Origin of the sequence: Pseudomonas sp. TH08, from assembly GCF_016651275.1 — a bacterium.
Lineage (GTDB): Bacteria > Pseudomonadota > Gammaproteobacteria > Pseudomonadales > Pseudomonadaceae > Aquipseudomonas.
Window position 1 is genome coordinate 1,204,508 of sequence record NZ_JAEKEE010000001.1, and the last position, 22,747, is coordinate 1,227,254.

The following is a 22,747-nucleotide window of genomic DNA, read 5'->3' on the forward strand; positions in this document are numbered from 1 at the left end:
CTCCTACAGGGGTACGCATTCTCTGCCGAAGGCTGCGATGTTGGTTTTTCAGGCAGGCAGATGTCCCAGCGGCAAGGCTCCCGGCGTCTTCACCGTGTGAATCGCAAAGTTGCTGCGGATATCACTCACGCCCGGCAATTTCAGCAGGCAACCGCTGAGAAAACGGTCATACGCACGCAGATCCGGCACCACCACTTGCAGCAGAAAATCCGATTCTCCGGACACCAGAAACGCTGAAATAACTTCCGGCAACGCCGTCACCGCCGCGTAAAACGCCTCGGCCTGTGCGTCGTTGTGGCGCTCGACCTTGACCCCGACAAACACCGTCAGCCCCAGCCCGACTTCATCGCGATCCAGATTGGCCTGATAGCCGCGAATCACCCCGGCCTCCTCGAGCATGCGCACCCGGCGCAAGCAGGGCGATGCCGACAAACCGATTTCATCTGCCAGCTCGACATTGCTCAACCGTCCGTTGCGTTGCAGCGCCGCGAGAATCTTGCGATCAAAGGCATCCAGTTTCATGTTTGGCAGATCCAAAGTGTTGAAGCGCTAAAAACCAGCAGGTTATGCCAAATCCGAGCGCTTTAGAAGCTGACTACGCAAGCACCTGCCCTACCCTTCGGCCCTAGACTTGAGCGACCGAATCGACAACGAAAGGGGTGTGGGCGTGGCGAGTCTCTGGCTGTTTTTCCTGGCATTGGCGGTGGTCTTTCTGCTGCCCGGCCCGGACATGATCCTGCTGTTGCAAACCGGTGCGCGCCAGGGTCGCAGCGCGGCGCTGGCCACGGCAATCGGCCTGGGGATTGCCCGGGGTTGTCATGTGGCACTGGCCGCGTTGGGGTTGGCGGCGCTGTTCAAGGCTGCGCCGTGGACATTTGAAGTGGTACGGCTGGCGGGCGCTGCGTACCTGTTGTGGATCGGTATTCAATGCCTGCGCAGCTCACTGGTGCCGGATCTCGGTGCTGGCGCGATTGCCACGACTCACGGGCAATGGCGCGAGGCGATTCGCCGGGGTTTGCTGACCAACCTGCTCAACCCCAAGGCGCTGTTGTTCTGCTCGGTGCTGCTGCCGCAGTTCATCGTTGCCGATGGCGCCCCCGTGTTGAGCCAGTTTGCTCTGCTCGGCACGCTGCTGGTTGGCGTCGGCCTGTTGTTCGACAGCGCCTACGCCCTGACCGGCGCCGCGCTGGGCCGCTGGCTGCAACACAGTCCAACGGCGCAACGGGTTCAACAATGGCTGTTTGGCAGCCTGTTGATCGGCTTCGCGGTGCGCCTGACGTTCATCCAGCAGGCTTAGCTTTTGCGTACCTTGCGGCGACGAGTGATCAGCAACAACGCCGCACCGACCGCCACCACAATCGCGCCAATCTGCACCGGCCACTTGTACGGTCGCAGACTGGCGCGAACAGCGTCGGTCACTTGGGTTACGTAGCGTTTGTCGGCATTCTCAAAGTCCGGGTACGGGCATTGATTACCGAAGTCCACCGCCCATGGCACGTATGGGCCTTCTTTCACGTAACGCTGATACAGCGCACTTTGGTTCTCCAGACTGCTATTGAAGCCTGCGGCATTGCACAGCACGGCGGCGAACGCCTGACTGGTGTGCGGCAGATTGTCGGCGGCGCGACTGGCTAGCTCGGTGGCGACAAAGCGATAGTGATAACGCTGATCCGGCTGCGCTTGACTGGCTTTCTGGCGTTGCACTTCGGCCTCGGAAATCAGCGGGCCGACTTTCAATTCCACGGACTCCAGACTGTAGTTGCCGCCAAGCGTGGCGTAGTCCGGCGCCATCTCGTAACCGAGGATATCCATGCCCCAATCGCGCGCCGTCCACGCCGCGTTGTACAAGGCACTGGCACGTTTGGTCGGCCACCATGCGCTATCGGCTTTCAGCCGTTGCTCGCCGTAAAGCCTGGCCTGATTCTGCAAACTTTCCTGGAAGTACCCGACCGCGTCCGCGTAATGGCCTTCACGCAGCAAGCGCCGACCGAGCAAATTGCGCAGTTTTTCCGCCGAGCGCTGTTGCTCGTAGTGATCCTGCCCTTCCTGAACGGGTTCTTGCGGGGCTGGCACATTTTCGTCGACATACCGTTTCAGTTCGTCGACCGTCAGCACGCGTTCAGCAACGGTCGCGGCATCAAACCAATAGATCTCATTGCTGCGATACAACTGCACGAATGCTTGCAGATATTCGCCACGTTGCAACGCGAGAATTGCACTTTCGCCTTCGACACGGCATTTCGGCTGAACGCTTTCAAACGCCCAGTCAGGCGTACGCCGATTACCCCAATCTTCGCTTTGCGGAAAAGCCTGTGCGGCTTTGGCATAAGCGGCGACAGCCGCATTCTTATCGCCGTCGCGCACCGCCAGCTTCGCCCGCAGCCACCAGGCGAGGCCGCCGTCGCCAGCGTGTTCGAGGAAGGCCTTGGCGTTGGCGTAATCGCCCTGTTGATAATTCACCGCGGCCAGCCGATCGGCATTTTCGAAGCTGCCACGGGTGCTGTTTTGCAGGACCTTGAGCAGCTTTTTCTGGTTCGGTGGTTCATCGCCGAACGACCCGCCGAGACGGCTGATCAACGAAGCGGTGACCAGTTTCTGCACCGCTTTGTGATCAAGCAACTTCGCCAGTTCCGCTTCGGGCAACTCGGCCAGTTCATTCATCAATTGCCTGAGCGACGTATTGCCCACCGCCGAGCCGTGCAGGTTTTGCGCTTCGTAGAGTTCAATGGCGCCGCTCCAGTCACCGGCGGTGCGCAGGGCCCGCGCCTCTTCGCCGAGACTGGCAACACCCAATTCCAGTGGATCACTGAAACCGTCGATGCTCATTTGACGAGTCTGGCGAAACGCCTCGCGCGACCGTTCCAGCGCTTCGATTGCGTCACCGCTTTCGCTGCTCATTGCAAACCATGTGCGGCCCAGAGAGTACGCCGCCCAAGTGCTGCGCAACGGCCGCTGATCGGCCGGCAGCGCCAGCAGCTTGTCGAAATACTCGACCGCCAGTTGATGGTCACCCGTGGCAAACGCCACGGCGCCGGCCACGTAAAAACGGATTTCCGTCGGCAGACTGGCACCCTGCACTTCGACCTGACGCGCATCGGTCAAGCCACGCAACTGTTTGACCATCGCTAGCTGCTCGGTGGTCAGACCGGCCTGCTCGGCCTTTTCCCGCGCCTCGGCCAGCTCGTTCGATTCGCCGTAGTTGTCATTGGGGTTGTGTGTCGCGGCAGTGACATTCTTCAGCCCGGCAATCGCTTTGCCCAAACGGCTCACCTCAAAGTTGAAGTTGCCCTCGGGCAGGTCGGCCAGGGTCTGTCCGCGATCTTCGAGCAGACGATTGGGAAAGTCCGGCCCGCAGGCCAACGCCGAGCCCAGCGGCAGGCTGAGGCTCAGGCAGAGCAGATGGCGGGGCCAGTTACGGGACAACATGCGAACCTCCTTGATCAATATTTGCGCAGCGTGCCCAACCGATGGCGCGTTGTCCACCCGCCGGCAAGCGGCCGTCGCGCAGGCGGGTGAAGGTAAGCAGATCGGCACTTTGTTGCAACGAATAACCGGCGAGCGCATCGGCGCCTTCGCAGTCCCGCGCCTTCACCATGAGGCGTGCGGGCCAGGCGCTGTCGAGGTTTCCAGGGTTGTTCAGTTGGATATCGTAGAGCCCGTTGTGCTCGCTGAACGTCAGGCCGAGCTGGCTGCTCAGCGCATCGCCACGCGCCACCGCGCGTAACGTGGTCAGGCTCCAGGCGCGGCGGTCATTGGCCAGCGGCAAGCGAAACCAGATCAGCCCGGCCAGATGCGCCGGCGGATCGTTTCGCAATGCTTTGCCGAGCTGACTCAACTGCAGCGGGTCCGCCAACAGTTCCCGGCGCTTTCCGCCCCGTTCAAGCGACACTTCGCTTTCCACCAGCGGTGCACCGCCGTCATCCGGCAACAGCGCCACGCCATACGCCGGCAGCGCCAGATAAAACGGTTTGTCCGTGATGCCTGACCAGGCCCGGGCCCACTTCAACGCCTGATCAGGATCAAACAGACCCCGACGCGGGTCGCTGACGGCGTGCACTTGCAGCACGCTGCTGTCGACCGTGGCCAGCAACGCCGGCAGTTGCGCACTGTCGAGCCACGCCGGCAGCGCGGTGATGCTCAACGCCAGAGATGCCGGTAGTGCCGCGCGCAGATGTTGGAGAAATTCAGCGTAGGCCGGCAACCGTGCATTACCGGCATCGTGGTCGATCTCGACGCCGCTCAGCGTCAGGCCTTGGGCCCGCCAATCGGCGAGCACCTGAAGAATCTGCGAAGTGACCTGAGCCTGATCCAGCGACTTGAGCTGGCCATCGAGACGAATCACCGCGATCACTGGGCGCCCATCGGCGTGCAATCGCTGCGCATCGATCCGCGCCCGGCTCCATCCCGCCTTCGGAAAGGCTTGCAGCGCCAGCACGCGCAGCGTTGAAAAGTCATCGTGGCTGTCACGCAACGCCGCTTCATGGGCGGGCGTCCATTGGCGTTGCCAGATATAGAGTTGTTGGTCGAGGGGCGGCGCGTCGTGTTGCTCGCAACCCGCGAGCCACAAAGCCGTGATCAGAACCACATAACCAAACCGCATGAAATCGCCGATCCCTGCCGAAGAAAACATGCAGGGTACACAAAACCGCCGGAAGCAGGCTCCCGGCGATAAAGCTTCAGGGTTTGCGGGCAATGATCACTTGGCTTTTCGCGACGACCGCATCCAGCGCCTGCTTGATCTGCGCGCCACGCGGCGAGTCCAGCACTGTTTGCCAGGTGTCGGCCCAGTGATTGAGCAACGGGTGATCGGGGTTGCTGAAATCGACCTTGGCTTCCCAGAACAGCAACATCCACATCGACCAGTAAAACCCGTATTGGTTGTGGCTGATGATCTCCAGCCCCGCGTCGCTGACCATCGCTTTGAACTGCTCTTCGCTGATGATGCGAATGTGGTTCGGCTTCTGGAAGTACTCGGGCGAGGCGATGTCTTTCTGCAAATCTTCGGAGCTTGGGTGCGGCACGCTCAACAGGTACAAGGCACCCGGTTTGCCGACGCGCACCAGTTCTGCAAGAAACTGCGCGGGATCGTCGACGTGTTCGATGACTTCGGTGGAGACCACGCGCGTCGCCGTGGCATCGGCAATCGGCAGCGGGTTGCAGTCCGTGACGTGGCATTCAACGTCCCGCGCCGGGGTGTCGCTCAGGCGCTGGCGTGTCGCTTCGACCTTGGCCGCATCGATGTCGGCAATGATGATTTTCGCCCCACGCATGCCGCAAAAACTCACGTTGCCGCCGTCACCGCAGCCCACATCGAGCACGGTGTCCTCGGCGGTTATCTCAAAGCCTTTGAACAGCTCGTTGGTCTCCTGATTGAACCAGCCGCTGAGCTTCGCATCGTAAAGGCCGAGCATGTACGGATCGGTCTTCTCGGCAACCGTCGCAACCGGCTGTGCGGGTGCCGGTGCAGGCGTGCCCGCCGTGAGTTTCTTCAACAATCTCAGCATGAGGTGGCTCCAGGGGATGGGACGGCGGTTGGGGACGTGCGGAGGCGTTTAACCAGTGCAGCGCCACGGTTGCGCATGGGCATTTCGATCAAGCGGTAATTCAGTTCGCTGAGCAGCACGATCAGGCCGAACGCCAGCAGCAGCGTGACGACTGGATGTCCGGCCGGGCTCGGCAAACCGGCGTTTTGTAAACGGAAGATCAGTTCTCGTACCAGTTGATAGGCCGGAATGTGGATCAGATAAATGCCGTAGGAACGGCTGCCAACCCACGCCAGCGAGCGCTGCAACGCGCCGGCGGGCATCAGGTAATCGCGGTTGTATGACGCGATCCACACCAGCACGGCGCTGAGCACGGCAATCGAACCGATGCGGTAGTTGGCGAGGGTGAAACGGTCGGTGGCGATAAAGCTCAAGAGCAATGCGATCACCAGCAACGTCGACAAACCTGCCCACGGGCGGCGCAAAAACCTCGGCTGCCAGCGTAAATAACTCGGCTGCACGCTCCACATTGCCAACAGCACGCCAAGGGCCAAGGCATCAGTACGCACCACCATCAGCAACGGTGTGCGAAGGGTCAGAATCTGCACCGCGACCAGCGCCAGCAGCGCCCAGACCAGATGTCGACGAAACAGCAGAATCAGTAGCGGGAAGAGCAGATAAAACTGCTCCTCCAGCGCCAGGCTCCAATAGACAAAACTGCTGCCGTATTCGTAATGAAAGAAGCTGTCGGCAAAGCGCAAGTTGGCGTACTGGAGCACCCCTGCGAGCGTCGCTTGCAGGTTGGCAGACAGCGATCCGAACGCCCCGGAACGATTGAGAAACACGCAGGCCAGCAGCATCAGTGCCAGCCATAACCAGGCCGAAGGCAACAAGCGAAACGCCCGGCGCAGCCAGAAATTACGCGTCTGCTGCCAATACTCCTGCCGGGTCGTGCAACCCCGCAGTGTCGGGATCAGGCTGCGGGCGATGACAAATCCGGAGATCGCGAAAAACAGATCAACGCCCCACCACGACTGCGCCACGCCATGAATCTTCTCCAGCAACGGTACCGGATCGGTGAACAGGCTTCCCTGCAGGTGATGGAGCAGCACGCCCAGCACGGCAATGGCGCGCAGGACTTCAATGTCCATGATCCGCTTGCTGCTCATGGTGCCCCTCCGCCATCCAGTGGCTTGCGCGCGATGATCACCTGACTCTTGGGCATGAACCGGTCCAGCGTCTGCTTGACCAGCAGCCCATCAGGCTGATCGAGCAGGCTCTGCCAGGCCCTGGCCCAGTGTTCCATCATCGGTGTGAACGGTTCATGGATACGGTCACGCACGGCCCCCGAAAGTTCGCGACCGGCCGCCCGTTCGCCGGCCCAGAAGAAGATCATGCCCATCACCCAGAAAAACCGCTGGCCTGACGATGCTCGATCACCAGGCCAGCGTCCTCTACCAGTGCGGCGAAACGCTCCGGGGTAAAAATCTGCACATGATTGGGCGACTGATAGTAACTGGCCGGAGCGATGCCTTTTTGCAGATGCTCGCCGACCGGCGCCGGCACGCTGAGCAGGTACTGCGCGCCAGGACGGCCCATGCGCACCAGTTCGGCCATGAATGCTTCGGGCTGGTCGACGTGCTCAAGCACTTCCATGCACACCACTTTGCTCGCGCAACCATCGGCCAGGGGCAATGGCAGGCTGTTACTGACCAGCCCCAGATTCAACTGGCGGCTTTGCGCGTCGACCTGCCGCGCCAGTTCGCGCACCTTGTCGTGTTCACTGTCGGTGAAGATCACAGACGCGCCCTGGCGCACGGCAAACAGTGTCGCTACGCCGTCACCGCAACCGACGTCGAGCAACGTATCGTCAGCGTTGATGGCAAAGCCTTTGAGCAACTCGCCGCTGTCACCGAGAAACCAGCCGTCGAGAACCGCGTCACGCAATCCGACATACAGCGGCGACGCGGTATCGGGCGCGGCAGGCGCCGACTCTTCGACAGGGAGCGCTGCTGGCGCCGGGCGAAATCGAGCGAGCAGGCGCCGGATCATGCGACGGCGACTGGCGCAGATGAGGTGCCGGCCGCTTGCAACAACGGCTCGAGAAACGCCTGCAAACGCCGCTCGGCACCGGCCTGACTGCAGAAGTGCTCAAGACTGCGCACCGCTTCGACCGACATCGCGGCATAACGCTGTTCATCCGTCTTCGCCACGTCGTAGCTGGCCCGATACGCCGCACACAGCGAGTCCCAATTGGTCATGTAGCGCATCGTGCGGTAGGCCGCTCGCGGGTCGTGGGGCCAGGCCGTCAGCTCTTCGGTGAAGTCGACGATGAATGCGTTGTCGCCGCTCACGTAGTCAGCCATCGCAGTGTTCAACGGCGCAATCGCCGGTTTGCCGCAGGACATGAACTCCATCAACGGCAGGCACTGGCCTTCGCCGAAGGAACTGTTGACCACGTAGCTGGTGGCCTGCACCAGACGTTCGTAATCGACATCCGCCAGATAGCCGTGGATCAGCACGATCCGGCATTGGTAAGACTGGTTCTTGTAGAGGTGGTGCAGCATGTCGGTCAACGCATCGGCGATGTCATGGTGCGTGAGTTTCAGCACCAGAGTCGCATCGGTGGTATCGCGGAACGTGGTGCAAAACGCGCTGAGCATGTCCTGCCAGTTCTTGCGCCCATCGTAGGGATTGAACACCGAGGAATAGACCACGCCGTCAAGCTGCAATGAGCAATCCTGCGCCGGCCCGGCGAAGGACATCGGCGTGCCTTCGCACCGCCCGGGTGGCCCATAGGGGCGTAAATCCACGGTGCGACTGTCGATCAACAACCCGCGCAGATTCAGGGTGACCGGTTCGACGACCGGGCGTCGATCCAGATGTTCACCGCGCGCGGCGAAGCGATCCCATACCGGGGCGGGGATCGCGCAGACCGGATAATCAGCGCCCATCGCATCGCGCACGGTATCGACCGTGAAGCTCGAATGGGTGATCGCCCGGCCGCACGCCTCCAGCACCACACGCCAATCATGGCGAGGCTCGCCCTGCCAGCTTTCGGTGGGAATGGTGCTGAACTCCCAGGCAAACACCGGGATGGTCGGGCAGGCGTAATGAATCGGTGTGCGATGCGGCGGCGAGAAGGACAGAAAGACGCAATCTTCGCCACGGCTCAGGCAATCGAAATACAGGCGATCAACCAGTTCGTCCGGGTTGCTGACTTCGATCACCTGGCCAATTCGCTCCAGCACCGGGCGGAATTCCTTGAGGACGAAGTAGTAGCTGTACTCGGGTCGGCCGAGGTTCTGCTGGATGTTGCTCTTGTTGGTTTCCGAATGAATGATGATCAGCATGCGGCAGTCCCCGCCTCGGCCATCAGCGGTGTGATTTCGCTGTCCGCCTTCAGGTCGAAAAACGCCTTTACGCGCTGCTGCACCGGGGTAAACCCGCAGTAATCGCGCATGCGTTGATTGGCGGCAGCGGCCATGGCCAGATAAGCCTGCGGGTGGTTTTTGGCCATGGCATAGCTGTCCTCATAAGCGGCTTTCAATGAGCTCCAGTCCGGGCGATGGCGCACGGTGCGGTAGAGGATCCGCACGTCTTCCGGCCAGATTGTCGGCTCGTGACTGGACTTGACGATGAACCCGACCTGCTCGTCGATGTAGTCGCGCATCGCCGTGTGGTTCGGGGCAATCACCGGTTTGCCGCACGACATGAACTCCATCAACGGCAGACACAAACCTTCGCAGCGCGATGCGTTGACGTAGAAACTCGCGGCACCGTACAGCCGGGCGAACTCCTCGTCCTGCAAATAGCCGTGCATGACCACGACCCGGCAGGCGAACGGCGACAGTTGCGAAAGCAAGGTAATCAAGTGGACGTAGTAGCTCGCCAGATCGTTCTGGGTGATTTTCAGCACCAGCGTGGCGTCCTCGTTGTCACGCATGGCCCAGCAGAAGGCCGTGATCAGGTGATGCCAGTTCTTGCGACCGTCCTCGGGATTGAACACGCTCACGTAGACCACGCCACTGACGTCGATGGCCACTTGCTCGCTGGTGTCAGGCAGTACCGCTTGCGGATGCCCTGCGGGGTCCAGCGCTTCGCTGACCGTGGTGGCCACCGGCAGCGGCTGCGGTGCTGGCGTACGCAATTTCGCCAAATGCTGGCGGAGGCCATCCGGCACCAGATCGCAAACGGCTTCGCGATACCACAACAGCAGATTGTGCTTGAGCAAAAACAGCGGCGGGTGTTCGCGAGGGCCGACCAGCGCCCGGCAGGTTTCGCGCAGGTAATGCTTGGTGATGAATGCACGCCGACGCCAGGTCAGGGGCGGCGCGGCTTCGGGCTCCGGCTCGGCCAGGCCGCGAAGTTGCAGTTCCTGCTCACTGTGTATCGGCGCGATCAAGCCATCGGCGGACAGGCCCATCGCGCGACTGTCGATGATGCATCCCTTGATCTGCAAAGTCGTGCCCGGGTTTACCGGGACGGCTGGATAGTCTTGCCGCACCTGCGCAAAGCCCTCCCACAACGGCGTGGGCAGCACAAGCACGGGGAAATCTTCACCCAGGGTTTTACGGATCGCCTGCGCCGTGTGCGTGGACAGGGTAATTACCCGGCCATGGCGTGCCAGGGTCTGGCTCCAGTCCTGGCGGGGATCGTCGTCGCAGCTCTCGGACGGGATCGAGTCATATTCCCAGGCAATCACGCAGACCATCGGGCATTCGAGGTCGATCGGGGTTTTCTGCGGCGGGGAGAACGACAGGAACAGGCTTTCTTCGCCGGCGGCGAGCAGTTGCCGATACAGCGGATCAACGTCGGCCGCAGACGAAACCACGTGCACCCGCCCAAGGCTTTCCAGCACCGGGAGATAAGCCTTGAGCACGAAGTAATAACTGTATTCGGGACGCCCGAGACTCTGGCTGATGGAGCTGTCGTTGACGTCCGAGTAAAGAATGAAATTCATGGCATCCCACGATGAAGCTGCCATCCCGGCACCTTCATGCTATGACGGCCGTGCGGTGGATCGGGTTGCCAGGGCCGGCACTCGTCCTTCGTCATCGGGTACGTCTTCGTTCTTGTTTTAGTGGTCGGTTTCACCCTGCGTCGCAGTCCCGGTGACAACCCCCGGGATTTGACGACAAGGCGCATTCTAAACACATCCGTTGAGGGTTCGTGAACCGCCCGGCGAGAATAAATCGGACTACGCTAACGAGAACTGACCAGTCACGGTTTGGCCTGTTGAAATTGCCGAGCAATTGGCACAGATTGGCAACAAACAAATACAACAACTGACTTCGCCTGTCTTTCAACCGGTTTTCTTCCGGTCTGACAGACCTTCCCTCAAAGCCTGTGGGAAAGTGGCGCAAGTTCAAGACCAAGGGGTCGCTGTTTGAAAAAGCGTCTGTTCGTCACGGGTCTCAGTGGATTCGTGGGACACCATATTCAGTCGCGTCTGGCGTTGCCTGATTCGTCGTGGGAGCTGCTGCCTGCCGCTTCGCCTTACGACCTCACGGATCCGCATAGCCTTATCGACCTGTGGCCGCAACTGCCTGATGCGGTCATTCATCTGGCCGGGCAGACTTTTGTCCCCGAAGCCTTCCGCGATCCGGCGCGTACGCTCGAGATCAATCTGCTCGGCACTCTCAACCTCTTGCAAGCGCTCAAGGCGCGGGGTTTTGCCGGCACGTTCCTGTACGTCAGCTCCGGTGACGTCTACGGGCAGGTCAGCGAAAGCCACCTGCCAATCACCGAGCAACAAGCGCCCTGCCCGCGCAACCCGTACGCGGTGAGCAAACTCTCGGCGGAATTCCTCAGCCTGCAATGGGGCCTCAGCGAAAGCTGGCCGGTACTCGTTGCGCGCCCGTTCAATCACATCGGCAGCGGACAAAACCAAAGCTTTGTCATTGCCAGTGCCGCGCGCCAGATCAATCGCATCAAACAGGGCCTGCAAGCACCGCAGCTGGAAGTCGGCGATATCGACGTGACACGGGATTTTCTCGATGTCGGCGATGTGATCTCGGCCTATTTCGCCCTGCTGGAAAAAGGCACCGCAGGGCAGGTCTACAACATCTGTTCAGGCCGCGAGCAGAGCATCCGCAGTTTGATCGAGCAGCTCGGCGATCTGGCAGAGGTCGAGATGCAACTGGTTCAGGACCCGGCGCGCATGCGCCGCGCCGATCAGCGTCGCGTTTGCGGCAGCCACGCCAGGCTGACCCAGACCACAGGATGGAAGCCGCAAATCACAACACAACAATCCCTGCGGGCGATCCTGTCCGACTGGGAGACGCGAGTACGACAAGAATGACAAAAAGTGCACTGATCACAGGGATCACCGGCCAGGACGGCGCGTATCTGGCCAAGTTGTTGCTCGACAAGGGCTACAAGGTTCACGGCCTCGTCGCACGGCGCAGCAGCGATTCGCGCTGGCGCCTGCGCGAGATGGGCGTCGAAGCCGACATCGTCTATCTGGACGGAGACATGGCCGATGCCTGCTCGGTACAGCGTGCGGTCATCAAGTCGGCGCCGGACGAGGTCTATAACCTCGCCGCGCAAAGCTTTGTCGCCGCCTCGTGGGATCAACCGGTGACCACCGGCATCGTCGACGGCCTGGGCGTTACCCATCTGCTCGAAGCGATCCGCCAGTTCAGCCCGCACACGCGCTTCTATCAGGCCTCGACCAGCGAAATGTTTGGCCTGATCCAGGCCGAGCAGCAGGACGAGAACACTCCGTTCTACCCGCGCAGCCCTTACGGCGTAGCGAAGCTGTACGGCCACTGGATCACCGTCAACTACCGCGAAAGCTTCAACCTGCACGCCAGCAGCGGCATCCTCTTCAACCACGAATCACCGCTGCGCGGCATCGAATTCGTCACCCGCAAAGTCACCGACGCCGCCGCACGCATCAAGCAGGGTAAACAGCAGGAGCTGGCCCTGGGCAACATCGACGCCAAACGTGACTGGGGATTTGCCGGCGATTACGTCGAAGCCATGTGGCTGATGCTGCAACAGGACAAGCCTGATGATTTTGTGGTCGCCACCGGCGTCACCACCACGGTGCGCGAAATGTGCCGTATCGCCTTCGATCACGTCGGCCTCAACTACCGCGATTACGTGAAGATCGACCCGGCGTTTTTCCGCCCGGCCGAAGTTGAAGTACTGCTCGGCAATCCGGCCAAGGCCCAGCGTGTGCTGGGCTGGAAGCCGAAAACCGACCTGGATACCTTGATCCGCATGATGATGGATGCGGACATGAAACGCGTCGCCAAGGAGTAGGCCATGCTGATCCCCGTGATTCTGTCCGGCGGTGCCGGCACCCGTTTGTGGCCGGTGTCCCGCGAGGGCCACCCCAAGCCGTTCATGACCCTGCCCGACGGCCAGTCGCTGCTCGGCAAAACCTATCAGCGTGCCGCCGCGCTGCTGGACGGCTGGGGCGACATTGTCACGGTGACCAACCGCGAGTACTACTTCCAGAGCAAGGATCACTATTGCGCCGCCCACGTATCGCGCCATCGCGGGCATTTCCTGCTCGAGCCGACCGGGCGCAACACCGCGCCGGCCATCGCCGCCGCCGCCCTGTCGTTGCAAGCGCTGCATGGCGACGACGCAATCATGGTGGTGATGCCGGCCGATCATTTGATCGTTAATCAGGACGCACTGAAAAGTGCCGTCGAGCACGCGGTCAACCTGGCCAAAGACGGTTATCTGGTGACCTTCGGCGTACTGCCGACGGCCCCGGAAACCGGCTTCGGCTACATCGAAACCGGCGCACCGCTGGACGCCAAAGGCGCGGCGAAAGTGCAGCGCTTCGTCGAGAAACCCGATCTGCAAACCGCCACCCATTATCTGGAGAGCGGCAACTTCCTGTGGAATTCGGGGATGTTCTGCTTCACCACGGCGACGGTGATTGCCGAGTTGCAACTGCACGCGACCGAGTTGCTTGAGCAGACCCGCGCCTGCATGGCCGCCAGCGCCCCGATCGAAACCGTCGGCTGCCTGCAACAGGAACTGTCGCCGGCGCTGTTCGCAGAGATCACCGACATCTCCATCGACTACGCGTTGATGGAGCGTTCGGAAAAAGTCGTCGTCGTGCCGGCCGGTTTCGACTGGAGCGATATCGGCTCCTGGGGCGCTGTCGCGGCACTGGTCCCGGCCGATGCCGACAACAACCGCGCCAGCGGCGAAGCGATCTTCATCGACAGCCACAGCAACTTTGTGCAGAGCGAGGGCCGGCTGGTGGCCACCGTCGGTGTGGATAACCTGATCATCGTCGACACCGCCGACGCCGTGCTGGTGGCCCACGCCGACCGTGCGCAGGATGTGCGCCGGGTGGCCAAGCAACTCAAGGACAAATCCCACGAAGCCTATCGACTGCATCGCACCGTCAGCCGCCCTTGGGGGACTTACACGGTTCTCGAAGAAGGCCCGCGTTTCAAGATCAAACGCATCGTGGTCAAACCCGGTGGCAAGCTGTCCCTGCAAATGCATCACCACCGCAACGAACACTGGGTGGTGGTCGAAGGCATGGCCAAGGTCACCAACAATGGCACCGGCACGACACTGGTGGCCAAGAACGAATCGACCTTCATCGCCGCCGGCCACAAGCATCGCCTGGAAAACCCCGGGGTGATCGATCTGGTGATCATCGAAGTGCAAAGCGGCGAATACCTGGGAGAGGACGACATCGTTCGCTTCGAAGACCACTACGGCAGGACGGTTTAGATGCTGCTTTCTCTGTGCCGCTCGTTGCATGGCTATCGGGGTTTCATCCTCGGTAGCGTGCAGCGAGAGTTCCAAGCGCGTTACCGCAATTCGCTGTTCGGCGCTTTGTGGCCGATCTTCAACCCGCTTTCGATGATCGTCGTTTACACCGTGATCTTTTCCCACATCATGCGCGCCCGGTTACCGGGCGTAGACGACAGCATGGCCTACAGCGTTTACCTCTGCGCCGGGTTGCTGGCGTGGGGGTTGTTCTCGGAAATCACCTTGCGCAGCCAGAACATGTTTCTGGAAAACGCCAACCTGCTGAAGAAAATCAGCTTCCCGCGGATCTGCCTGCCGGTCATCGTGCTGTGCAATGCCGCGATCAACTTCGCGATCATCATCGCGCTGTTTCTGGGCTTTCTGCTGGTCACCGGACGCTGGCCGGGCATGGCGCTGCTGGCGCTGATTCCCTTGATCGCGGTGCAAATGATGTTCTGCGCCGGGCTGGGCATGGTGCTCGGCGTCTTGAACGTGTTCTTCCGCGATGTCGGTCAGCTATTTGGCATCTGCCTGCAGTTCTGGTTCTGGCTGACGCCGATCGTTTACCCGATCACAATCCTGCCGGAATGGGTGCAGCGCCTGCTGCAACTCAACCCGCTGACCAACCTGTTCAGCAGTTACCAAAACCTGTTTCTCTACGGTCAGTGGCCGGTCTGGAGCTCGCTGCTGCCGATTTTCGTCACGGCCGTGCTGTTTTGTCTGATCGGTCTGCGCCTGTTTCGCCAGCGCGTCGGCGAAATGGTGGATGAACTCTGATGGGGCATATTCGCGTCACCGGCCTGAGCAAGGCCTACAAACAATACCCCAACCGCTGGAGCCGACTGGCCGAGTGGCTGATCCCGTTTTCGCCGATCCGCCACCGCCAGCACTGGGTGCTGCAAGACGTCGAATTCGAAATCGCCCCCGGAGAAGCCGTGGGCATCGTCGGCGCCAACGGGGCCGGCAAAAGCACCTTGCTGAAGATGATCACTGGCACCACCCAGCCGACCAGCGGCAAGATCGAACTGCAAGGTCGCGTGGCGGCACTGCTGGAACTGGGCATGGGTTTTCACCCTGACTTTACCGGGCGCCAGAACGCGATCATGGCCGGCCAGCTGCTGGGCATGCAGCTTGAAGAAGTCGAAGCGCTGATGCCCGATATCGAACACTTCGCCGAGATCGGTGAGGCCATCGACCATCCGGTACGCACCTATTCCAGTGGCATGCAGATGCGCCTGGCGTTCAGTGTCGCCACGGCTCGGCGCCCGGACATTCTTATCGTCGACGAAGCGTTGTCGGTGGGTGACGCCTACTTCCAGCACAAGAGCTTCGAACGCATCCGCAGCTTCCGCAAATCCGGCACTACCTTGCTGATCGTGTCCCACGACCGCTCGGCGATACAGTCGATCTGCGACTCGGCGATCCTGCTCAAGGATGGCCGCATGGCCATGTACGACAAGCCCGAGGTCGTGCTCGATTATTACAACGCCTTGATGGCCGAACGCGAAGGCCAGATCGTGCGCCAGGAAATGCTCGCCGGCGGCGAAGTGCAAACGGTGTCCGGCACCGGTGAAGCGGCGATTCTCGGCGTGCGCCTGCTTGATGAAAATGATCAGAGCATCGACGCCGCCGAAGTCGGCCAGTCGGTGGTACTCGAAGTCCAGGTCGAAGTGCGCAAGGACATCGAACGGCTGGTGCTGGGCTTTATCCTCAAGGATCGCTTGGGTCAGATGATGTACGGGATCAACACCCATCGGCTGAACAAGGCACTGACCGAGCTGCACGCCGGCGAACGTTTCACCTATCGCTTCGCCTTCGTCATGGGTCTGGGCAAAGGCAATTATTCGGTGTCGCTGAGCCTGTCGCGTCTGGACTCTCACCTCGATCGCAATTTCGAATGGCGCGATTACGGCCTGGTGTTCCATGTCATCAACAACCGTCAGGAAGATTTTGTCGGCTGTTCCTGGCTGCAGGCGCAAACTGAAATCACCCGTTCCGGGGAACACCTCGCGCCCCTGCCCGACAGAGAGATCTCGAAATGACGCGACTGTTGGTGGAATGCACCCATGTGTTCAAACACCCGACGGTCAACTCGGGGATTCAACGCGTGGTGCGCAACGTCATCAAACAATTGCCCGCCAGCGCCGAAGACGTCGAATGCATGCCGGTGATCCTGATCGGCGGTGGCTTGTATCAGGTTAAGCGTCTGGCCCCGCTGAAATCGCTGAAGCTCGATCTGATCGGCCTGCGGGTGAAACTCGAACAGTGGGCCAGCGCCTTCTGGTTGCGCCATCGAGCCCTGGAGCGGCGGCGCCCGTTCAGTCAGTCGCACTTCGCTCGTCGGGTCCTGTATGTCGGTTGCCGGCTCACAGCCTTCGCCTGTTTCAGCCTGCCGATGCGCCTGCTGGGACGAGCACTCAAGGGCAAACAGATCCCCGAGCGCTGCGTGCCGTTGCAGCATCGGGCCGGCGATCAACTGGTGCTGCTGGATTCGTCCTGGCACTCGGATTTTTTTGCCCACGTCGAGCGTCTCAAACGTGATGGCGTCGGCGTGATTGCGGTGATCTACGACCTGATCCCGCTGACTCACCCACAGTTTTACAACACGCGTCTAGTCGAGGTTTTCAGCGAGTGGTTCGACTGGATAACCCGCACGGCCGATGGCTACATGGCGATTTCTGCCACGGTGCGGGATCAGGTGCGCGAAGAACTGCAGCGGCGCATCGGTGCCGAGCAGACCGATAAGCGTTGGTTCGACTTCTTTCACCTGGGTAGCGAACTCGATCTGCACAACAGCCACGCGACAGTCGAACCGCGCCTCAAGTCTTTGTTCGCCACACCTGAGCCGGTGTTGCTGATGGTCAGCACCATCGAACCGCGCAAGAACCACGCGTACTTGCTCGACGCCTTCGAACGCGCCTGGGCTGCCGGCTCAACGGCGCGACTGTGCATTGCCGGGCGGGTCGGCTGGAAATGCGAGGCGCTGCTCGCCCGTGTGCGCAATCACCCCGAACTGAACCAGCGCTTGTTCATGTTCAACGACCTCAGCGACACCAGCCTGGAACACGCTTACGCCCATGCCAGTGCGCTGGTGTTCCCCTCGTTCGTCGAAGGCTTTGGCTTGCCATTGGTGGAGGCCATGCAGCGTGGCTTGCCGGCAATGGGCAGCGATATCGCGGTGTTTCGCGAAATTGGCGGCGAGTTCATGGCCTACTTCGATTTGGCAGACCCTCAGAGCCTGACCGATCTGGTCACCGATATGGAACGCAGCGAGGTGTTCCCTGCTCCCCTTGGCCTTGAACAATGGCGCTGGCTGAGTTGGCGTGAAGCAAGTGCGCAGCTGGTCGAGCGTATCGAACGCAATGTGAACCCTTCAGCGGTCGGCCCGCAGAGTCAGCATGCGCATTGCCCTTAACGCACGCATCCTCCAGGCGCCGCGCACCGGCATCGGCCACTATGTCGCCGAACTGGTGAATGCATTGCGCTACGAGCCCGACGTAGACGTGACACTGTTCCACGGCTGGGGCTGGAGTTCGGCACTGCCGGAAGCGGCCATGCCCGGTTATTCGCGCCTGACGCCACTGTTACGGCAGATTCCCGGGGCTTATCAGGCCCGCCGCTGGCTGGAGCAGAAACGCTTTGATCAGGGCCGCGCGCAAGGTATCGACCTGTATCACGAACCGAGCCTGTGGCCGCTGGCCTTCGACGGCCCGACCGTGATCACCCTGCACGACCTCACGCACTTGCATTTCCCCGAGACTCAGCCGCCGGCACGGCTCAAGGAAATCGAGCGTCGATTGGCCGTGGGAGTACAGCAGGCGCGGCTGATCCTGACGGACTCGCAGGCGATTGCCGACGAAGCTCAAGCACATTTCGGGCTGCCCGCCGAGCGCTTTGTCGTGGCGCCATTGGGTGTCGCCGAACGCTTCCATCCCCGCGAGCCAAACAGCATCGACAAGGTCCTCAAGGCGCATGCCGTCGAGGCACGCGGGTATTTCCTCTGCGTCGGCACGCTGGAACCGCGCAAGAACCTGAGCCTGGCTCTACGTGCCCACGCTCTGTTGCCAGAAGCCGTGCGCGAGCGCTTTCCGCTGCTGATCGTCGGCATGGCCGGTTGGGAACGTGAGCAGTTCAGCGAGCCTTTACGGCAGGCGCTGGCCAGCGGGCATGTGTGTCTGCTCGGCTATTTGCCCGATGAACAGGTGGCGCAGCTGTTGGCCGGCGCCCGGGCGCTGATTTTTCCGTCGCTGTATGAAGGTTTTGGTCTGCCGGTTCTGGAGGCGATGGCCAGCGGCACACCGGTGGTGCTCACACACTCTTCGGCCATGCCGGAGGTGGCTGGCGCTGCCGGCAACTATATTGAAGCTGACGATGCGGAAGGCTTGCGTGATGCAATGAGCCGACTGATCGACGATCAAGTGCATTGGCAGGCATGCCAAGAAGCCGGGTTGCAGCAGTCACGGCTTTTTTCCTGGGAACGTTGTGCACAGGCCACGGCCGGTGCCTACCGCCAGGCCATGGGAGGTTGAATGCGAGTTCTTCATTTTTTCAAGACGTACCTGCCTGACTCGGTGGGCGGCATCGAACAAGTGATTTTCCAACTGTGCGAAAGCGGCGCCCAGCACGGTATCGACGGCCAGGTTCTGACCCTCAGCACCGACCCGACACCGCCCGTGGTGCAACTCGGGCAACACGAAGTGCATCGAGCCAAACTCGACATTCAATTCGCCTCCACCGGTTTTTCCTGGAGCGTGTTCAAGCAGTTTCGTGAATTGGCCGCCGAAGCCGACGTGGTCAATTACCACTTCCCGTGGCCGTTCATGGACCTGGTGCACTTCGCCAGCGCCACGAACAAGCCCAGCGTGGTCACCTACCACTCGGACATCATCCGCCAGAAACACCTGCTCAAACTCTACCGTCCGCTGATGAACCGCTTCCTCGCCAGCGCCGACCGCATCGTTGCCGCTTCGCCGAACTACCTGCACACCAGCGATGTGTTGCAGCAGTTCCAGGACAAGACCCGGGTGATTCCTTACGGCTTGAACAAGGCCGGTTATCCACAGCCGGACGCAGAGCGGATGAACCGCTGGCGCCAACAGCTTGGGGATAAGTTTTTCCTGTTTGTCGGCGTGATGCGTTATTACAAGGGTTTGCACATCCTCCTCGACGCGCTGAAAGACGTCGACTATCCCGTGGTTATCGTCGGTGCCGGGCCACTGGAGCTGGAACTGCATGCGCAGGCGCAAGCGCTGGGCCTGCGCAACATTCACTTCCTCGGGCGTTTGGGCGATGAGGACAAGGTTGCGCTGCTGCAACTGAGCTATGCCATTGTCTTTCCGTCACACCTGCGCTCGGAAGCGTTCGGTATTTCCCTGCTCGAAGGTGCGATGTACGGCAAACCGATGATCTCCAGCGAGATCGGCACCGGCACCAGCTATATCAATATCCACAATGAAACCGGATTGGTGGTGCCGCCCAGTCATCCACAGGCCTTTCGCGAGGCAATGCGCACGCTGTGGGAAGACCCGGTGCGCGCCGCGGCGATGGGCGCGAAGGCTGAAGCCCGTTATCGGCAGTTATTCACAGCCGACGACATGGGCCGCAAGTGGACGGAGCTGTATCAGGAACTGCTGGAAGAGAAAGAGCTGTCCTACGCCTGATTCGAACCCGAATCGCCCGATCTTTTGACCTTGTCTGTTAAAAACAACAGCAAAAGATCGCAGCCTGCGGCAGCTCCTAAAGGGGGCGGGTTACAGATCGAGGATCAGGGGTTGGGGGCTTTGTGCCGGGACGGCGCAGCAGATCAACACATGGCCCGCTTCCGGGATATCCGCCGGAGGCTGTGGATAATTCACCGCGCCGCTGACCAGTCGGGTCTTGCAGGTGCCGCATGAGCCGCCACGGCAACTGAATTCCGGGCGCAATCCGCGGCTTTCCGCCAGCTCCAGCAAACTGCCGCCGTCCGGTTGCCAGCGTGCTTCCTTGGCCGAGCGCTCGAACACCACGGGAACCGAAGTGGTCGATGCGGACGGTTGTTCGATGACGATGGCGTCCGGATCGGCCTGACGTTTCAACGTCGACGGGCCAAAGGTTTCCGCATGAATCTGCGCATCGCGCACATCCAGTTCACGCAAGATGTCGTACAGCCCCTGGGTAAAACCACCGGGGCCACAGAGCACGAAATCGAGCTGATCAAAATCCTCGGCCTCCAGCAGATTCCTCAGCACCGTGCTATCAATTCGGCCCAGCAGATCAAAATCCTCGCCTTCTTGCAGATCAGCTTCAGGCTGGCTGAGCAACCGCAGGACTCGCACCGAGTCGCCTGCCGTTTCGAGCAGACGATCCAGTTCCTTGCGAAACGGCTGATCCGCCAGGCTGCGCGAACTCTGTAGCAACACCGTCGGACGAATCCCGCGCGTGCGTAAGCCTTGATACACCACCTCGCGCAGCATCGACAGCAACGGCGTGATTCCTACGCCGGCAGCCAGCAGCACCAACGGTCTGTGCTCCAGCGGCGCCACGGTGAAATGCCCCTGCGGCGCCCGCGCTTCCAGCACATCGCCAACGCGGATCTGCTCATGCAAGTGCGATGAAATCAGGCCTTCGCGCTTCACGCTGATCCGGTAAAAACCATCGGATGGTGCGCTCGACAGGCTGTAGGTGCGGATGTGCACCTCGCCATCAATTGTGAAACGCAGCGGCAAATGCTGCCCCGCCAGAAACACCGGCAAACCGGCGCCATCGGCGGGCTCCAGGTAGATCGAACGGATGCTGCGACTTTCCGCTTCAATCTTCGCTACGCGCAGCGGCCGCCATTGGTTACCCAGCGCCTGCGCCTGCAAACGCGCATCGGCCTCGGCCCAGTTGCCGGTCAACAGGCTGGTCGGCGACATGCCGTCAAAGCGCCAGCGCAACGCCAATGCCGCCGGGCGCCGCACCAATTTCTCCACGTCAAATGTCCACAGCCGTTCCGCGCCTTGAAACGCTTCGATTTGGGGATCGTCGAGAAGGATCTCGGTGCGCCCACTGAGTTGCAGCAAATCGCCTGTGGAAAAGTCGATGAACAGCAAGCCGGCCTTGGGATTGAGCAGCAGATTGCCGAGGGTATTGAAGTGCAGGTTGCCGGCGAAGTCAGGGATGGTCAGACGATTGCCTTGCACCCGTACGAAATTGGCCTGGCCACCACGGTGGGAAACATCCACTGCACGTTGGCCATCGACATCGACGTAACTGGCGACAAAGAACGTGTCGGCGCCCGCGATCAGCGCGGTGGCGGCGTCATCGAGACCGTTCAGATGCTCAGCCGGGCGGCTCAGCGGATCCGTCAGTGGCACACGCTGAAACTGGCGCAGCTGGATGTATTGCGGGCAATTACCGAACGCCTGATCCACGCTCACCTCAAAACCGTGAGCGTTCAGATGACCGACATGGCCGTTGAGGCGATTGCGCCGGCGGGTGTGCAACTCGATGCCGAGCAAACCGATCGGCTCACCATCGCGCAGTTGCGCCGGATCATCAGCCGCGACCTGGCTGGCGAAATGCAGATGCTCAGGGTCCGGCGAGTGGGCGAACCCCGGCGCGCCTTCAAGCACGCTGGCCCACGGCCGCCCATCCGTATCAACGGCGCCGTACAGCAGGAAGGGCAATTGCTGATAGAACTCGCGGTGCTGATCCGGCATCCAGGTGCGAATCACCTTGCGCCCGAAGGCTTCCATGCGTTCGGCAACCCCGACCTGCGCCTGCAACTGTTGTTCGCCAGCGTGCCATGGTGAACGTTCCATCACGACCTCTCCCCTGCGCCGACGGCACAGTGTGGATTGCGAAAATCAGGCGGTGGTTTGCAGACCGGCGACGGTGCGCGGCATGCCGACAAAACCGGGCAAGGCTTCGACGCGGGCCAGCCACGCGCGCACGTTGCCGTAGTCGTCCAGCGACACATTGCCTTCCGGCGCGTGGGCGATGTAACTGTAGGCGGAGACGTCGGCGATGGTCGGTTCTTCGCCGACCAGGTACGGGGTTTTGCCCAACTCCTGATCCATCACCTTGAGCAGGTTGTATGCACGGGTAATGGCTTCATCAGCATTCAACTGTGCACCAAACACCGTGACCAACCGCGCAGCAGCAGGCCCGAATGCAATCGGCCCGGCCGCTGCCGACAACCAGCGCTGCACCCGTGCCGCGCCCACCGGGTCAGCCGGCAACCAGCGACCGTGGCCGTATTTTTGCGCCAGATACACCAGAATCGCGTTGGAATCGGCCAGCACCACGCCGCCGTCATCAATCGCCGGCACCTGGCCGAAGCTGTTGATCGCCAGATACGCCGGCTGCTTGTGCTCACCTTTCGCCAGGTCTACGAAAATCAGTTCGGTCGGCAATTGCAGCAGGGACAGCATCAACTCCACCCGATGTGCGTGGCCAGAGCGTGGGAAGTTGTAGAGTTTGATCGCTTGCATGGTCGACTCCGCAGTGCAGTGGCGCCGTTGCGGGAATGACAGCGCCGATGGCCGTCATCTTCCACCTATCGC

18 protein-coding genes and 1 pseudogene are annotated in these 22,747 nt (G+C 61.1%); 9 read left to right on the forward strand and 10 right to left on the reverse strand.

The features are described from left to right. Positions 1-48: 48 nt before the first annotated feature. Complete coding sequence (locus tag JFT91_RS05695; protein ID WP_158955444.1) at positions 49-522, reverse strand: Lrp/AsnC family transcriptional regulator; 474 nt, start codon at positions 520-522, stop codon at positions 49-51. Between the two features lie 145 nt (positions 523-667). On the opposite strand from JFT91_RS05695, the gene JFT91_RS05700 reads away from it, so the two are divergent. Continuing rightward, positions 668-1,297, forward strand: a complete 630-nt coding sequence (locus JFT91_RS05700; RefSeq protein ID WP_201231789.1) for a LysE family transporter — start codon at positions 668-670, stop codon at positions 1,295-1,297. Here JFT91_RS05700 and JFT91_RS05705 read toward each other — a convergent pair. The 7 genes and pseudogenes from JFT91_RS05705 to JFT91_RS05735 form a co-directional block, all read right to left on the reverse strand. Further along, positions 1,294-3,426 carry a hypothetical protein gene (locus JFT91_RS05705; RefSeq protein ID WP_201231790.1) on the reverse strand — a complete coding sequence of 711 codons (2,133 nt, stop codon included), beginning with the start codon at positions 3,424-3,426 and terminating at the stop codon, positions 1,294-1,296. The two genes, JFT91_RS05700 and JFT91_RS05705, sit on opposite strands and share 4 nt — an antisense overlap. Next, positions 3,413-4,600, reverse strand: coding sequence for a DUF3142 domain-containing protein (locus JFT91_RS05710; RefSeq protein ID WP_201231791.1), 1,188 nt, complete (start codon positions 4,598-4,600; stop codon positions 3,413-3,415). The genes JFT91_RS05705 and JFT91_RS05710 overlap by 14 nt, the downstream gene beginning before the upstream one ends. 76 nt (positions 4,601-4,676) lie before the next feature. Continuing rightward, positions 4,677-5,504 (reverse strand): class I SAM-dependent methyltransferase, encoded by an 828-nt coding sequence (locus tag JFT91_RS05715; protein WP_201231792.1) that lies wholly within the window; start codon positions 5,502-5,504, stop codon positions 4,677-4,679. After that, on the reverse strand, positions 5,498-6,652 hold the full coding sequence (locus JFT91_RS05720) for an acyltransferase family protein (protein ID WP_201231793.1): 1,155 nt from the start codon (positions 6,650-6,652) through the stop codon (positions 5,498-5,500). Before JFT91_RS05720 ends, JFT91_RS05715 begins: the two co-directional genes overlap by 7 nt. After that, positions 6,649-7,535 (reverse strand): annotated as a pseudogene (locus JFT91_RS05725) (class I SAM-dependent methyltransferase). Before JFT91_RS05725 ends, JFT91_RS05720 begins: the two are co-directional and overlap by 4 nt. Beyond that, positions 7,532-8,836: a glycosyltransferase gene (locus JFT91_RS05730; protein WP_201231794.1), complete on the reverse strand. Its 1,305-nt coding sequence runs from the start codon at positions 8,834-8,836 to the stop codon at positions 7,532-7,534. Before JFT91_RS05730 ends, JFT91_RS05725 begins: the two are co-directional and overlap by 4 nt. Further along, on the reverse strand, positions 8,830-10,446 hold the full coding sequence (locus JFT91_RS05735; protein WP_201231795.1) for a glycosyltransferase: 1,617 nt from the start codon (positions 10,444-10,446) through the stop codon (positions 8,830-8,832). The genes JFT91_RS05730 and JFT91_RS05735 overlap by 7 nt, the downstream gene beginning before the upstream one ends. A gap of 426 nt (positions 10,447-10,872) precedes the next feature. On the opposite strand from JFT91_RS05735, the gene JFT91_RS05740 reads away from it, so the two are divergent. Genes JFT91_RS05740 through JFT91_RS05775 form a run of 8 tightly spaced genes read left to right on the forward strand, consistent with a single transcriptional unit; the run spans position 10,873 to position 19,882 of the window. Beyond that, entirely contained in the window at positions 10,873-11,787 is a 915-nt protein-coding gene (locus JFT91_RS05740) for a GDP-mannose 4,6-dehydratase (RefSeq protein ID WP_201231796.1), read from the forward strand. Continuing rightward, complete coding sequence (gene gmd, locus JFT91_RS05745) at positions 11,784-12,755, forward strand: GDP-mannose 4,6-dehydratase (RefSeq protein WP_011336673.1); 972 nt, start codon at positions 11,784-11,786, stop codon at positions 12,753-12,755. The genes JFT91_RS05740 and gmd overlap by 4 nt, the downstream gene beginning before the upstream one ends. A 3-nt stretch (positions 12,756-12,758) precedes the next feature. Continuing rightward, a complete protein-coding gene (locus tag JFT91_RS05750; RefSeq protein WP_201231797.1) occupies positions 12,759-14,201 on the forward strand; it encodes a mannose-1-phosphate guanylyltransferase/mannose-6-phosphate isomerase in 1,443 nt (480 codons plus the stop codon). Continuing rightward, complete coding sequence (locus tag JFT91_RS05755) at positions 14,202-14,999, forward strand: ABC transporter permease (protein ID WP_201229474.1); 798 nt, start codon at positions 14,202-14,204, stop codon at positions 14,997-14,999. It begins immediately after the preceding gene. Beyond that, positions 14,999-16,264, forward strand: a complete 1,266-nt coding sequence (locus JFT91_RS05760) for an ABC transporter ATP-binding protein (RefSeq protein ID WP_201231798.1) — start codon at positions 14,999-15,001, stop codon at positions 16,262-16,264. Before JFT91_RS05755 ends, JFT91_RS05760 begins: the two co-directional genes overlap by 1 nt. Then, positions 16,261-17,637, forward strand: coding sequence for a glycosyltransferase family 4 protein (locus JFT91_RS05765; RefSeq protein ID WP_201231799.1), 1,377 nt, complete (start codon positions 16,261-16,263; stop codon positions 17,635-17,637). The genes JFT91_RS05760 and JFT91_RS05765 overlap by 4 nt, the downstream gene beginning before the upstream one ends. Beyond that, on the forward strand, positions 17,621-18,751 hold the full coding sequence (locus JFT91_RS05770; RefSeq protein ID WP_201231800.1) for a glycosyltransferase family 4 protein: 1,131 nt from the start codon (positions 17,621-17,623) through the stop codon (positions 18,749-18,751). Before JFT91_RS05765 ends, JFT91_RS05770 begins: the two co-directional genes overlap by 17 nt. Continuing rightward, the gene (locus JFT91_RS05775) at positions 18,752-19,882 is read left to right on the forward strand and encodes a glycosyltransferase family 4 protein (protein WP_201231801.1); all 1,131 of its coding nucleotides are present in this window, start codon (positions 18,752-18,754) and stop codon (positions 19,880-19,882) included. It begins immediately after the preceding gene. Between the two features lie 90 nt (positions 19,883-19,972). Here the strand turns inward: JFT91_RS05775 and JFT91_RS05780 are convergent, their stop codons facing one another. Together JFT91_RS05780 and JFT91_RS05785 are read right to left on the reverse strand one after the other, a co-directional pair. Beyond that, positions 19,973-22,003 (reverse strand): 2Fe-2S iron-sulfur cluster-binding protein, encoded by a 2,031-nt coding sequence (locus JFT91_RS05780; protein ID WP_201231802.1) that lies wholly within the window; start codon positions 22,001-22,003, stop codon positions 19,973-19,975. A 45-nt stretch (positions 22,004-22,048) separates the two neighbouring features. Beyond that, complete coding sequence (locus JFT91_RS05785; protein ID WP_201199213.1) at positions 22,049-22,675, reverse strand: glutathione S-transferase family protein; 627 nt, start codon at positions 22,673-22,675, stop codon at positions 22,049-22,051. Positions 22,676-22,747: the final 72 nt, after the last annotated feature.